Source organism: Candidatus Nealsonbacteria bacterium (assembly GCA_026016225.1).
Taxonomy (GTDB): Bacteria; Patescibacteriota; Minisyncoccia; order Minisyncoccales; family JANBVM01; genus Nealson33H.
The window spans coordinates 239,659-253,919 of the sequence record CP061210.1 but is presented as its reverse complement, the minus strand read 5'-3'; the positions used below and the strand labels follow the sequence as shown (position 1 = coordinate 253,919).

Sequence of the window (14,261 nt, the reverse complement as noted above, 5' to 3'; positions counted from 1 at the left end):
GCTAATAAGCCGGAGCTTCAAATTTAGCTAAAGTTGTAAATGGCCAGGCTCTAAAATATACCTTCCCAATAATATATTGTTTTGGCAAAACTCCCCAGCGTCTTGAGTCCAAAGAAAAATCTCTATTGTCTCCTAAAACAAAATATTCATTTTCTGAAAGAGAAACTCTTATATTTCCTGAAGTTTCTATGTTTTGAGGTAAATATTTTGATTCATTTAATATTTGACTCTCTTTTCCATTGATAATTATAATTTTACCATCTTTAATCTCTACTGTTTCCCCTGGAAGTCCAATGATTCTTTTGATATAACGTTGAGAAGGGTTTTTAGGATATTTAAAAACAATTATCTCTCCTCTCTCCGGCTCTGTAAATCTGTAAGAAATTTCATCAATAATTAAATAATCTCCATTTTCAAAATTGGGCTCCATTGAAATGCCTTGAACAAAAAAAGGCTGAAAAAGAAAATAACGAACAGGAAGTACAATTACAGCAACCAATATCGCTATCTTTATCACTTCAAACAAAAGACTTTTACCTTCAGCAAGAAATTTAGTTATAGAATTAAAAGAAAAAAACTTTTTCATATCTTCTTATTTTACCAGTTTTTTTCTTTTTGGCAAGCCCTTCTTCTCTCAGAATGTTTAATGATATAATAAAGGAACCAGTCGCTTCGCTCCTCATTCATTGCGAAGCAATGACAAGGAGGGGCATAGCCCCGACTGGTTCCGTAATTGTTTCTCAATTAAAAAAGTATGATATTAATTATTGGTTTAGGAAACCCGGATAAAAAATATAAATTTACGCGACACAACCTTGGTTTCAGGGTTTTAGATAGATTTTCTGAGAAGAATTACTTCCCTGAATTTAAGTCTTCAAAAAAATTCAAATCTTTAATCTCAAAGGGCTCTTTGAATAGAAAAAGGGTTATTTTGGCAAAACCTCAAACTTTTATGAATAATTCCGGGAAAGCAGCCAGAATACTGGTTACAAACTACAAAATACCAGCTGCAAGTCTTTGGGTAATTCATGACGATATTGATCTTGAGTTGGGAAAAATCAAAATTGTAAAAAATAAAAGAGCAGCGGGACATAAAGGAGTTCAGTCTATAATTGATGGAATAAGGACAAAAAACTTTATTCGTTTTCGCATCGGAATAAATCCTGACTATAAATCAATAAAACCATTTAGCCATTTATCTATGGAAGCTTTTGTTCTTCAGAAATTTACAAAAACAGAAAAAAAGCTTATAAATAAAGTTATTAAAAACTGCCTTAAAGCAATTGAAATTAGTTTAAAACAAGGAATAGAAAAAGCAATGAATGAATTTAATTAAATAATTTTTATAGATTATGGTTTAAAATGGAACGAAAAATAGGTTTAAACAGAATTGTTATTGCAGGCATCACCCCCTATTTCCTAAAAAGGGGTAATTTTTGGTTTGAAAAAATAAAAAAAAGGCCGCAAAGGACCTTATTAGGGATTAATATAAAATATTTAAGGATCGTGAATAGCGTCCCAAGCGTCTAGAAATTCTATCAATCCATAAGTTCCAATTACTATGGCTGGCCCACTGATAGTCTTTACAGTTTCAACAGCTGTATAAACCCCTGCTGTAAATAAAACAAAACCTGTCATTAAAATACCTGTAAGCAATTTTCCTAACATTTCAACCAACTATTTTTTCATTTCTATTTTATTTAATTTTAAAATTAACTCACTTTTATAGAATAAAACACCTTGTAAAAAAAGTCAAATATTTTAAAATTTTTAAGATTGTTGTTATAGTTTAATAATTATCTATTATGTACAGAATTGAAAAAATTACTATACAAGATAAAGAATATCCAGAACTCTTAAAGAAAATTTCAGAACCGCCAGAAAAACTTTATTTTAAGGGAAAACTTTTGCCAAAGGAAAATTGTTTTGCTATTGTTGGAACAAGGCTTTGCTCTAATTATGGAAAGCAGATAGCTTTAGAAATCGGAGGAGATTTAGCAACAGCTGGTTTAACCATTGTTTCTGGCTTAGCTACAGGTATAGATACCTTTTCTCATTTAGCAGCTGTGGAAAGAGGAAGAAGAACAATCGCTGTTTTAGGAACAGGACTTGATGAAAAATCAACTTATCCTCAATCAAACCTAAAATTAATTAAAAAGATTTTAGAAATAGGGGGTTGCTTAATTTCTGAATATCCTCCGGGAACTCATGGTACAAAATTTACTTTTCCTGAAAGGAATAGAATTATAGCCGGAATGTCCTTGGGAGTTTTAGTCATTGAAGCTAAACAAAAATCAGGCGCTTTAATTACAGCTATGTGGACAAAAAAACAAGGGAAAAAAGTTTTTGCCATACCAGGTCCTGTCCATTCATCAAATTCAAAGGGATGCCATTATTTAATCAAAAAAGGAGCAAAATTGACTGAAAATGCTAATGATATCTTAAAAGAATTAAAACTTCCCCAAAAATCAACGAGAACTGTTCTCGTTGAGGGAGAAAATGAAGAGGAAACTTTAATTTTAGAGGTTTTAAAAGAGGGACCCCTATACATTGATAAAATCATTGAAAAGACAAAACTTTCCGCTTCCTCAACAGCCAGTACTGTTTCTGTATTGGAAATAAAAAATAAAGTAAGAAATCTTGGAGGCAATACCTTCGCACTTATTCGCTAATCTTGAAACTTGAAATTTTTAAATAAATTTCATGTTCTATGTTCTATGAAATTAATAGTAGTAGAAAGTCCAACAAAATCGAGAACTCTTAAAAGGTTTTTAGGTAAAGATTATCAAGTTGCCGCTACCATGGGACACATTCGTGATTTACCGGAGAAAAGTTTTGGTATTGATATAGATAAAGATTTTACCCCAAAATATATAGTTATTCCCAAGAGAAAAGCTACAATTACCCAACTCAAAAAATTGGCCGCAGAAGCTGAAAGGATTTATTTAGGCATGGATTTTGATAGAGAGGGAGAAGCTATTGCCTGGCATCTTAGTGAAATACTAAAGAAAAAAGGACTTAAAAGAATTGTTTTTCATGAAATTACGAAATCAGCCATTAAAGAAGCTCTTAAAAACCCGAGGGATATTGATATGCAATTGGTTGACGCCCAGCAAACAAGGAGAATCTTAGATAGAATCGTTGGTTATAAGTTATCCCCTTTTTTATGGAAAAAAGTAGTGAGAAGATTATCAGCAGGGAGAGTACAATCAGTAACGGTAAGATTGGTGGTAGAAAGAGAAAAAGAAATCGAAAGTTTTGTCCCTCAAGAATACTGGAGTATTGAAGCATTACTTAAAAAATCCTTCGGCTTCGCTCAGGATAAACAAAAAACAGAGAACAAAGAACAAAAAGAGTTTAAAGCTCTTTTAGTTAAAAAAGATGGAAAAACAATTCCAAAATTAGAAATTAAAACAAAAAAACAAGCAACAGAAATAATAAAGGATTTAAAAGGGACTGAATACAGGGTTGTTGATATTGAAAAAAAAGAAACCAAAAAAAACCCCTTACCTCCTTTTATGACTTCTACTCTTCAACAAGAGTCATGGGGGAGATTCCGCTTTCCTGCAAAACTAACAATGCGGATAGCTCAAAATCTCTACGAAAGGGGTTTAATCACCTATCACAGAAGTGATTCTTTGAATCTTTCTAATTTAGCTTTATTTGGTGCTAAAAGATTTATTATTGAAAATTACGGGAAAAATTATTGGGCAGGATTTTTAAGAAAATACAAAACAAAAAGCAAAACCGCCCAAGAGGCCCATGAAGCAATAAGACCAACGTATTTAAGTAAAACGCCTGAGAAGTTGGAAAAGGAAGCAAAATTAAATCGTAACGTTTTAAAACTGTATGAATTAATCTGGAAAAGATTTATTGCTTGTCAAATGGCTCCTGCTGTTTTTGATTCAGTTAAAGTAAATATTGGAGCTAAAAAGTACACTTTCAGAGCTAACGGACAAACCTTAAAATTTGACGGATTTCTAAAAGTTTACCTTATAAAGTTTGAAGAAAATAAATTACCTTTCTTAACAAAAAATGAAATTTTGGAGTTGATAAAATTAATTCCATCCCAACATTTTACCCAAGCTCCTCCGAGATATACTGAAGCCACCCTGATTAAAGTGTTGGAAGAAAATGGAATCGGCCGTCCATCAACTTATGCCCCAATAATATCTACAATTCAAGAAAGAAATTATATTGAAAAAGACGAGAAAAAACGGTTTTGTCCTACAGAAATTGGAATAGTGGTTAATAACCTTTTGGTAAATCACTTTCCAAAAATTGTTGATGTTAATTTTACAGCAAAGATGGAAGAAGATTTAGACGAAATTGCCAAAGGTGAAAAAAAATGGGTTCCAGTAATAAGAGAATTTTACATACCTTTTGAAGAAAACTTAAAGAAAAAAGAAAAAGAAATCCCTGATAAAAAATTAACTTATGAAAAAACCAGTAAAAAATGTCCAAAGTGCGGGGGTTCTATTATTATAAAGCTTGGTAGATATGGAAAGTTTTATGCTTGTTCCAATTTCCCAAAATGTAAATATACAGAGCCTTTGAAAAAAAATACTTTGGGAATAAAATGCCCTAAATGTAAAAAAGGAGAAATCGTTGAAAAAAGAACTAAGAAAGGGAAAATATTTTACGGTTGTTCAAATTGGCCAAATTGTGATTTTGCTACATGGTATAAACCAACAGGAAAGATTTGCCCAAAATGTAATTTTCCTTTAATTGAAACAAAAAGAAAACAAATAAAATGCTCAAATAAAGACTGCGATTACAGAGAATAATCAGATTGACGATTAGCTTAAAAGTTGATAATTTAAAAAGGAATTGCCGAAGTGGCGGAGCTGGTATACGCGGTAGATTCAAAATCTACTGCCCGCAAGGGCTTGTGGGTTCGAGTCCCACCTTCGGCACTTTTAATTTCGGCTAAGATTCAAGTCGCGTAGACGACAAAAAACCGCCTTTTGAAGCGATTTTTTGTTTTTCTTAATGTCTCTTATTACATTCTCTCAATGGCTAATTTTACTGCGCCCACTACGGGTTCTTCTTTTGGCCTAATAAATTTAACTTTAGGGGCTATTTTTTTAATTTCTTTTTTAACTCTATTTAATACAATCTTTGATTTAAATATTCCTCCCACTAAAACCAAAGGAAATTTCAAAGATTCTAATTTTAATTTTTTAATAACCGGCTCTGCAGCTAAAACCAGTTCTTGTCCTGCCTCAACCATTATTTTTTTGGCAATTTTATCTCCTCTTTTGCTAGCTTTATCACAAATAATGGATAAAAGGGGAACAGTCACAGTTGGGTTTTTAGAATAAATAAAATCCACTAAATCTTCTTTTTTTCTTAGTTTTAACTCTTTAAAAGTTAATTTTGTCAATAATGTTTTAGGCCCCCTACCATCCAGGTCTTTAAAAATTACCTGAAATGTCTTCTGTCCCACAAAAAAAGCTGAACCCTCATCTGCCAACCATCCCCATGCGCTTGAATGGGCTTGCTTTTTTCCTCTCCAACCTCGAGCAACGCAACCAGTACCTGCAATTACCAAAACCCCATCTTTTTGGTCGCTACCCGATCTGAAAGCTACTTCCTGGTCAGAACCAATTTCTACTTTTCCTTTAAAAATTTCTGGAACTTTCTTTGAAATTTCTTTTTTTATTTCTTTCTTTTTAGATTTAAATTCCTCGGCTACAGCAGGTAATCCAATAAAAGTAGAAATAATTTTTGCATCTTTTTTTTGTTTTAAAAGTTTATTTATTGCTTTAGCAACGTTGTCTGTTGCTTTTTTAATTCCCACATTTCTCGGGCTTGAAGAACCTGCTCTTGCAATTTTTAAAATCCTTCCCTCTAAATTAGCTAAAACAGCAATTGTTTTTGTTCCTCCTCCATCGACTCCAATTACATATCCTTCGACTCGCTTTACTCGCTCAAAACAAGCTCCTTTGATTTGTTTCTCTTTCTCAGGACTAGATTTTTGTTTTTTGGTCTTCATTTTTTAATTCCTTTAAACTTCGTATAAAAAATTGTATTATCTTCAACGTTTTCCATTACCAAAGAACCGGGTCCAATAATACAATTAGAACCAATTAATATTCCCGGCATCAAAGAAACATTAATTCCTGTTTTAGTATTATTTCCTAAAACGCAACCAAATTTTCTTTTTTTGGTGTCAATTAATTTTTTCTTAACTGTAGAAGCAATTGATTTTTTATCAAAACGAAAATTGGCTGTAATGGTTCCTGCTCCCAAATTACAATTCTGGCCTATAACTGAATCTCCAATATAGCTTAAATGGGAAACATCTGTATTATTTCCAATAATTGAATTTTTAATTTCAACTCCATTCCCAATTTGGCAATTATCTCCAATACTAGTGAAACCTCTTATATAACAATTGGGTCCAATCTGACAATTTTTCCCAATATAGACAGGGCCTTTAATATAAGTTCCGCTTTTTAATAAACTTTCTTTTCTAATTATTGAAGGCCTTGAAATCTTACAATTTTTCTCAATTTTTCCCTTCAATTCTGTTTTAATCTTTTTTAACAAATACTCATTAGCGTTTAAAAGTTCCCAGGGGTATTTTAGAGAAGTTGCTTCTTCTTTTAATAAAACTAATTCTATTCCCTTTTCTTTAATTAAAAGATTTATGACGTCTATAAGACTTTCTTCCCTCTTTTGCACTCTTTGGTAGTAATCAAAAAAAATGCGAGGAAAAATATATGTTTCGGTAGCCTTAATATCTGAAGGCTCCCTTCCTTTTGAAGGATTTTCCTCAATTTTTAAAACTTTCCTTTTTTTAAATTTTAAAATTCCAAAGTCCCAAGGTTGAGTAGTTTTTACCCCCAGAAGAATTACTTTATGAGGATTTTTTTTAAACTTTTTTAAGAGAAGGGGAAGATAGCTGTCTAAATCAATTTTATGGGGGCCCAAAACAATAAAATTCTCTTTTATCAATTTTTTGGCCTGGTAAATGGCATTACCAGTGCCTTTTGGTTTTGACTGAATAACATATCTTATCTTGGCTTTAGTCTGATATTTTTTGAGCTCTCTTTCAACATCCCTTTTAACCCCCTGGACAACAATAACATCCTTTATCCCATTTTTTCGTAGGTTTTCTATAGTATACCAAATCAAAGAACGGCCCATGATTTTGAAAAGAGATTTGTGTTGGTAATTGAAGGGCCAAAAACGAGAAGACTCGCCCGCAGCTAAAATTACGGCTTGCATATTATTTTAAAAGACTCATTAAAACCTTGGCAATTTTATTTGGACGATGACGAATAGGAGTTCTTTGTAAAAATATGTCGGCTGGATCTTTTTTATAAATTTTAGGATTAATAAAATTGGCTCCGATGTATCCTTTTTCCTTCAAAGTTTTTTTACTAAACTTAACCAGTTTTGCTCCTTCTTCTGAATATTTCTTAAGAAAGTAAGGCGAGGGTTTTTTAGTATTGAAGGTAACATAATCTATTACCCCCTTACCAAGATAACTTTCAATTACATCAACAAAATCTTCTACCTTAAAACCATCTGTATGGCCGCGTTCGGTCATTAAATTACAGTTATAAACTTTTTTTGCCCTCGCTTTTCTAATTGCTTCAGAAATCCCTTCAACCAAAAAAACAGGTAAAATACTACAGTAAAGATCTCCCGGTCCAATAACGATTAAATCGGCTTTTTTGATAGCCGAAATTGCTTCTGGATTAGCCCTAGCTTTTGGCTTTATAAATAACTTCTTAACCTTGCATTTAGAGAGAATCTTAGATTCACTAATTGTATGTTCGCCTTTTAAGAGACGGTTGTTTTTTAGTCTAGCCATCAGCCAACCCTTATCTAAGGTTACGGGAATAACTTTTCCATGGACATTTAGAACTTTACTTGCCTTTTCTACTGATTTGTTGAAAGAACCGGTAATCTTTTCCAAAGCCACCATAAAAAGGTTGCCAAAATTGTGGCCTTTAAAGGTTCCGTTAGCAAAGCGATAATTAAAAAGTTTTCTCAAGGTCAAATCTTCACCAGAAAGAGCAACCAGGCATTGTCTGATATCGCCCGGAGGCAAAATACCTAACTCGTCCCTTAAAATTCCACTTGAACCACCGTCGTCAGTCATCGCGACAACAGCTGAAAGCTTGACCGGATATTTCTTCAAGCCAGACAGAACAATAAAGTTTCCTGTTCCTCCGCCCAAGCAAACAATCCTTTTCTTTTGAGAATTTTTCTTCATATTATTAATCTTATTTTATCAAATTATTAAAAATCTGGGAAATTTCTTCTTTTTGAATTTGTCCTTTCCTTAAGATTTTAAAGTTTGTCAAATCAATTACAGTTGAAGATAAAGAAGGTTTAAGATTCCCTGCATCTAAAATCAAATCGGGTTGATATTTTTCTTTTTTAAATTGTTTCACAATCTCTCTTATTTTTGTCGACGCCTTTTTCCTTGAAATATTAGCTGAGGTTTGCGCAAGAGGATAATTTAGTTTTTCTAATAACAAATTCAATAGTTTGTATCTTGGCATTCTCAACCCAATTTTTTTGTCTTTACTCAAGATGCCAATTGGAAGATTTGTAGATTTTGCCTTTAAAACCGCTGTTACTTTTCCAGGCCAAACTTTTTTTAGAATCTTTTCTTGAGTTTTATTGATATCTGCCAAACTTCTTGCCATTTTTAAATCTTTAACGAAAACAGGGAGCGGTTTTTTCAAAACTCTTTTTTTAATTTTAAAAATCTTTTTAACAGCATTTTTGTTTTTAGCATCTGCTATTAAACCATAAACAGTATCTGTGGGACAAACCACAACTCCTCCTTTTTTAATAATGTTTATGGCTACAACCAAATTTTTAGTTTTGGCTTTTAGAATTTCCATACTCTCATTTTTATATCATAAAATTAAACTAAATCAATATCAGAATACTATATTAAATATACTAAGGATTTGACAAAAATTAAAAAGTCTGTTACGATTTAAACACAAAATTTAATTAAAAATATTCTCTTTAAAAATTGAATAGGTGAAAAAGTTTGGAAAGGATATATTTAGTAATAACTCATGGAGATTACGAGAAGAACTTAGCTGATCCCGGGTTAACCCCAAATGGAAAACAACAAATGAAAGAATCAAAATATCAACTCTCTGCTCAATTTAACTTAGAAGAATGCTTTTTGATTTCGGGAACAGGAAACAGGCATTTAGATGCGTGTCTTGAGTTCGCCGGTAGGAAACCTGATATTATGTCTGATTTTGCAGGAAAGAAAGAAGTTATGGCACCAGATGGAAAAATAATTTTTCCTGACGGGACGAAAGTTCCTTTTACTAAACTACTTTCTCAATACAAAGATGCTTTGAAAGAAACATTGAATTGGCTTAAAAAAATTTTGAGCCAATCAGAACTAGGAAATATCCTCATAATAGGAGGACGTATTGTGGTGATTGCTGCTGGAGTTCCACGCCAAGAAGCAAAGTCAGCTTGTATATATCGTATATGGCTGACGGAGGAAGGGGAACTTAAGATAAAAGAATTCAAAAGTATTTAGTCCCGAGCAAAAATAATTCTCGGGAATTTTTTATTCAAAAATTTGACGAAAATTGAAAATTCTGTTATATTTTTAGCACAAAGTGAGGGTTGGCTAAAAAGCTAATTCGATGATCTTTAAAAATTAAATAGGTTATAAAAATGGAAATATTGAAATCAGCAAAAGAATTATATAATAAGGGAAAATGGAATGAAGTAATTAATATCATTGATACATTTTTTGTAAGTTTTGAGGATAATGATATCGCAGAAGCCAACAGAATAAAAGGATGGAGTTACTATTATAAAGGAATAAAGGGGCCAGAAGAAGAGAAAAACATAAATATACAAAATGCAGTAAATAGTTTTAAGATAGCATTGTCACTTCTGAGAAAGTTGTTACTTTCAGAGAAAGAAAAAGCAAAAGATACAGAAGTCTCAGCAAAAAACGGGCTGGCATTATCTTTGTGGATTCTAGGAAAGAAAGAAGAAGCAAAAATAGAAAGTCTTAAAGCTACGGAAAAATTTCCCCAAGAACCTTCTATCTGGAATATAAGAGCCATTCTCTATCGGTGGGCAAAAGATTTCGAAGAAAGTGTAAAGATCTGCGAGAAAGTTTATGAGACGGCCATAAAGAAAAAAGATTTCCGAACAGCCGGTCACGGCAAGCACAATAGGGCCGATGCGCTGAAAGAACTTGGTAAATTAGGTGAAGCAAAGAAAGACTATCAAGAAGCTCTGAAACTTTATAAAAAATACGAGAAAGAAAGTGGCGAAAGTGCTAAATTTCACATAGATAAGGTTGAAGAAAAAATCTCCAACCTTTAAATTCTAAATTAAAACGCTTCATTTTTTATTTTTTTTATATTTTACAAAATCGAAGCGTATTTTTTTTATTTCAATAATCTTTAAAAATTTGCCAAAAAATAAAATTTAATCTATAATAACTAATTATGGCTAAAAATTTCTTCTTAATTAAAGGCGGAAAGCCATTAAGAGGTGAAGTTAAAATTTCTGGATATAAAAATTCAGCCGGTGCTGTATTGGCAGCTTCTTTGCTTTCTGAAAAAGCTTCAGTAATAGACAATTTACCACATTGTTTGGATGTTCTAAACTTAATTGAAATTTTAAAAGAAATGGGGGCTAAGGTTGAATGGATGGGTCCAAAAAAGGTTAAAATAAATCCTAAAAATATCAACCCAAATAAAATCCCATCTGGGCTTTTTGAGAAAATGAGAGTTTCGGTTTTGTTAATTGGTCCCCTTTTGACAAGATTTAAAAAATTCAAGGTTCCCCATCCAAGCGGAGACAAAATTGGATTAAGACCAATTTCTGCCCACCTGGAAGCTTTAAAAAGTTTCGGAGTAAAAGTTAAGCAAGGAAATGAATTTTATTATTTTAAAGCCCCAAAAGAAATAAAGGGTAAGAATATCGTCTTAAAAGAGTTTTCAGTTACTGCTACAGAAAATATCCTGATGTTAGCTGCCAAAGCCAAGGGAAAAACCAAGATTGAAATTGCTGCCTGTGAACCACAGATTCAAGACTTAGGAAAATTTTTAGAAAAAATGGGGGTGGGCATTAAAGGGATTGGAACCCATACAATTGAAGTTGAAGGGAAAAATAAATTACAGGGAGCTGAATTTTCAATCTCTCCTGACCCTACAGAAGCTGGAACTTTTGTTATTGCTTTTGCAATAACAGGTGGAGAAGGAAAAATAAAAAATGTAAATCCAGAGCATTTATCTTTCTTTTTAGAAAAAATGAAAGAAATTGGAGTAAATCTCGAAATTAAGAAAAACAAAATTTTGGTCAAAAAATCAAAAAAAATATCACCAAGTAAAATTCAAATTCTTCCTTATCCTGGCTTTCCTACTGATTTACAACCTGAAACTTCGGTATTATTAACACAAGCTAAAGGAAAATCTTTAATTCATGACCCCTTATATGAGAGTCGTTTCAACCACCTTCACGAATTAAGAAAAATGGGGGCTGACATTGAAATTACGGATCCTCATAGAGCTTTAGTATTCGGGAAAACAAAACTAATTGGAAATAAAATAAACGCCCCGGATATCAGGGCGGGTGCGGCATTGATATTGGCGAGCTTAATCGCAAAAGGACAAAGTCTTATTGAGAATGTTTATCAGATTGACAGGGGTTATGAAAAACTTGATGAAAAACTACGAAAATTAGGAGCTGAAATTAAAAGGGTTTGACCTTATTTAAACTCTTCAACGGTTTTCTTAAAATTAATTTTTCTTTTTACTTTATACCAGGATTTCTTTAATTGAGGCCACTGTTCTCCGAAAGTGGGCTTTTTTATTTTATAGAAAATACCAATTGGAATCTTATCTTTTTCTTTAAAAGAATAATCCCACTCCATACTCTTCCTAAAAGCTTGTCTAAAATCTGTAACTTTGTGATTTTTGTCTAATTTATAAATATGTTTTTGGAGATAGGGACTAAAATTATTAAATGTTAAACAAGGCTGCAAAATATCGATAAAAGAAAAACCTTTATGCTTTATTGCTTCTCTTATAAGCTCTTTAAGATGATTTGTATTCAAAGCAGAACCCCTGGCTACAAAAGTAGCTCCATTAACAATAGCTGAAGCTATCGGATTTAATGGTTTATCTTTTACTCCCAAAGGCGTAGAACGTCCCACAAATCCTTTTTCTGATGTAGGGGTGGCCTGCCCGGTTGTCAGGGCAAAAACCTTATTATTATGAACGAGCATTGTTATATCAGCATTATAGCGGCAATTGTGAACAAAATGGGAAATACCCTCTGCATAAGTATCACCATCTCCGCCAAATCCAATTACTGTTAATTCTGGATTTGAAACCTTCATTCCAAAACAAAGTGGCAAAACCCTGCCATGAAGCCCATAAAAACCATTTACGTTTAAATAATCAAATATCTTGGCGTGACAACCAATACCGCTGGCGATGACAATATTTTTAGCTTTAATCTTCTTTTCATTAACCAAATCAGCTAAGGCATTTTTAAAAGCCTGTAAAATTCCAAAGTTTGGACAACCAGGACACCATGTATTTTCTTCTTTTGTACCAAAATATTGAGATTTCATAGTTTCACTTTTTTTTCTTTACTTTATTAATTATATAGTCAGAAACAAACGGTCTGGCATCGTATTTTAAAATTTTCTCTTTAATAATAAATCCTGTTTTTTCAGCAATTATATCTCCTAATAAACCTGTAGCATTATTCTCAACTAAAACCACTCTTTTAGATTTTTTAATTTCGTTTTCTATAACTTTTTTGGGAAAGGGACTGATGTAGGAAACTTGCAAAAATCTAAAACTTTTAAGTTCTGGTAATGAATCTAATATGGCTCCTTTGGTTGAACCCCAAGCAATTATTAGGTTTTTCCCCTTACCATAAATAGAGACAGGATTTAGTTTACTTATTTCTTTTTCTAAATATCTTACTTTTTTAAATCTTTTATCGTTCATTTTAATTGTCCATTTTGCATCTTCGATTGTATTTCCGTATTCGTTGTGTCCATAACTGGTAGCTCGAATCACGGGCTCTTGACCGGGTACAGCTCGTGGAGAAACTCCATTTTTTGTTATTTTATAGCTTTTGTAATTTTTAGGAGGATTCTTTAAAATAAATTTTTGATTGGTTAAAGGAGATACTTTCAACGTATCAAAACTATAATCTGATTCTGCTACATGTTTATCCCCTATAATTATCGCTAAGGTTCGGTATTTCAAAGAGAGATAAAAAGCTTCCTGGGTTCTTAATATTGCTTCTTGTGAATCTCCGGGAGCTACAACAATTCTTGGAAATTCTCCGTGCCCGGCATTAACTGCAAATTTTAAATCACTTTGAGCTGTATAAGTTGGAACACCCGTAGCAGGCCCTGTTCTTTGAGCTAAATAAACCACCAAAGGCAGTTCTGAGATACTTGCTAAACTCATAGCTTCTGTCATTAAGGCAAAGCCTCCTCCAGAAGTTCCCACCATTGTTTTAGCTCCGGCAAAAGAAGCTCCTAAAGCTGAATTTATTACTGAAATCTCATTTTCTAATTGTAAGACTAAAATATTATCTTTTAATTGTTTTCCTGCTAAAAAGTGCAAAACAGGAGTAGCTGGTGTCATTGGATAAGCAATATAAATATCAATTCCTGAATTTAAAGCCCCAATTCCTATTCCTTGACTTCCTGAAATGAAATATTTCTTCGAACCTACCCTCTTTAATCTTTCTTTTTTTGGGGCTAAACTATATCCTTTTTCTATAGCTTTTTTTATTAATCCTGTTTTTTTTCCTTTAAAAACTTTTTCTGCCTCTTTTAATAAGAAGTTTTTATCAACTCCAAAATATTTAAAAAGCCACCCTATTAAAATATCATTTTCTATAATTTTGGGGGCTTTTAATTTACTTAAAATAGGCTGAATATCAATTTTTTGCAACCTCTTTGTTTTTAAAGTTTTATCTCCTAAAATAAAACCTTCTCTTTTTAAATTTTTTTGATGTAAATTTATTGTTTTTTGGTCAAAAGCTAAAATTATATCGTATTTATCTTTATGAGAATAAACAGGTTTGTCAGAAATTCTCAAAACATTAAAATTATGACCTCCTCTTATAAGAGAAGGATAATCACGATAGTTAAAAACATAATAGCCCAGAGCACAAAATACTTTTCCTATAAAATGTGAAGTCACGGCTGTGCCCTGACCTGCTTTTCCTCCGATTAAAATTGTTTTTTCCATTTTTTT

General features: G+C 32.3%; 14 protein-coding genes and 1 tRNA gene. 7 read left to right on the top strand and 8 right to left on the bottom strand.

What is annotated here, in order from left to right; all coding sequences use genetic code 11:
• Nucleotide 1: 1 nt before the first annotated feature.
• On the bottom strand, nucleotides 2-586 hold the full coding sequence (gene lepB, locus IB617_01350; protein UZE93461.1) for a signal peptidase I: 585 nt from the start codon (nucleotides 584-586) through the stop codon (nucleotides 2-4).
• Between the two features lie 168 nt (nucleotides 587-754).
• On the opposite strand from lepB, the gene IB617_01345 reads away from it, so the two are divergent.
• The gene (locus tag IB617_01345) at nucleotides 755-1,336 is read left to right on the top strand and encodes an aminoacyl-tRNA hydrolase (GenBank protein UZE93460.1); all 582 of its coding nucleotides are present in this window, start codon (nucleotides 755-757) and stop codon (nucleotides 1,334-1,336) included.
• A gap of 161 nt (nucleotides 1,337-1,497) precedes the next feature.
• On the opposite strand, the gene IB617_01340 is transcribed toward IB617_01345, so the two are convergent.
• Entirely contained in the window at nucleotides 1,498-1,668 is a 171-nt protein-coding gene (locus IB617_01340) for a hypothetical protein (GenBank protein ID UZE93459.1), read from the bottom strand.
• 137 nt (nucleotides 1,669-1,805) lie between these two features.
• Here IB617_01340 and dprA point away from each other — a divergent pair, with 137 nt between their 5' ends.
• From dprA to IB617_01325, 3 genes are all read left to right on the top strand, one after another.
• Nucleotides 1,806-2,672 (top strand): DNA-protecting protein DprA, encoded by an 867-nt coding sequence (gene dprA, locus IB617_01335; protein UZE93458.1) that lies wholly within the window; start codon nucleotides 1,806-1,808, stop codon nucleotides 2,670-2,672.
• Nucleotides 2,673-2,717: 45 nt separating this feature from the next.
• Nucleotides 2,718-4,787, top strand: a complete 2,070-nt coding sequence (topA, locus tag IB617_01330) for a type I DNA topoisomerase (protein ID UZE93457.1) — start codon at nucleotides 2,718-2,720, stop codon at nucleotides 4,785-4,787.
• 45 nt (nucleotides 4,788-4,832) lie between these two features.
• Nucleotides 4,833-4,916 (top strand) — tRNA-Leu (locus IB617_01325).
• Between the two features lie 86 nt (nucleotides 4,917-5,002).
• On the opposite strand, the gene IB617_01320 is transcribed toward IB617_01325, so the two are convergent.
• Genes IB617_01320 through IB617_01305 form a run of 4 tightly spaced genes read right to left on the bottom strand, consistent with a single transcriptional unit; the run spans nucleotide 5,003 to nucleotide 8,873 of the window.
• The gene (locus tag IB617_01320) at nucleotides 5,003-5,998 is read right to left on the bottom strand and encodes a hypothetical protein (GenBank protein ID UZE93456.1); all 996 of its coding nucleotides are present in this window, start codon (nucleotides 5,996-5,998) and stop codon (nucleotides 5,003-5,005) included.
• Complete coding sequence (locus tag IB617_01315) at nucleotides 5,995-7,236, bottom strand: NTP transferase domain-containing protein (protein ID UZE93455.1); 1,242 nt, start codon at nucleotides 7,234-7,236, stop codon at nucleotides 5,995-5,997. Before IB617_01315 ends, IB617_01320 begins: the two co-directional genes overlap by 4 nt.
• 1 nt (nucleotide 7,237) lies before the next feature.
• On the bottom strand, nucleotides 7,238-8,233 hold the full coding sequence (locus IB617_01310; GenBank protein UZE93454.1) for a YvcK family protein: 996 nt from the start codon (nucleotides 8,231-8,233) through the stop codon (nucleotides 7,238-7,240).
• Nucleotides 8,234-8,243: 10 nt separating this feature from the next.
• On the bottom strand, nucleotides 8,244-8,873 hold the full coding sequence (locus IB617_01305) for a threonylcarbamoyl-AMP synthase (GenBank protein UZE93453.1): 630 nt from the start codon (nucleotides 8,871-8,873) through the stop codon (nucleotides 8,244-8,246).
• 155 nt (nucleotides 8,874-9,028) lie between these two features.
• On the opposite strand from IB617_01305, the gene IB617_01300 reads away from it, so the two are divergent.
• The 3 genes from IB617_01300 (at nucleotide 9,029) to murA (ending at nucleotide 11,735) form a co-directional block, all read left to right on the top strand.
• The gene (locus IB617_01300; GenBank protein UZE93452.1) at nucleotides 9,029-9,541 is read left to right on the top strand and encodes a hypothetical protein; all 513 of its coding nucleotides are present in this window, start codon (nucleotides 9,029-9,031) and stop codon (nucleotides 9,539-9,541) included.
• Nucleotides 9,542-9,681: 140 nt separating this feature from the next.
• Nucleotides 9,682-10,347 (top strand): tetratricopeptide repeat protein, encoded by a 666-nt coding sequence (locus IB617_01295; protein ID UZE93451.1) that lies wholly within the window; start codon nucleotides 9,682-9,684, stop codon nucleotides 10,345-10,347.
• Between the two features lie 125 nt (nucleotides 10,348-10,472).
• Nucleotides 10,473-11,735, top strand: a complete 1,263-nt coding sequence (gene murA / locus IB617_01290; GenBank protein UZE93450.1) for a UDP-N-acetylglucosamine 1-carboxyvinyltransferase — start codon at nucleotides 10,473-10,475, stop codon at nucleotides 11,733-11,735.
• 2 nt (nucleotides 11,736-11,737) lie between these two features.
• On the opposite strand, the gene IB617_01285 is transcribed toward murA, so the two are convergent.
• On the bottom strand, nucleotides 11,738-12,607 hold the full coding sequence (locus IB617_01285) for a 2-oxoacid:ferredoxin oxidoreductase subunit beta (protein ID UZE93449.1): 870 nt from the start codon (nucleotides 12,605-12,607) through the stop codon (nucleotides 11,738-11,740).
• 4 nt (nucleotides 12,608-12,611) lie between these two features.
• Nucleotides 12,612-14,255 (bottom strand): 2-oxoacid:acceptor oxidoreductase subunit alpha, encoded by a 1,644-nt coding sequence (locus tag IB617_01280; GenBank protein ID UZE93448.1) that lies wholly within the window; start codon nucleotides 14,253-14,255, stop codon nucleotides 12,612-12,614.
• Nucleotides 14,256-14,261 lie beyond the last annotated feature (6 nt).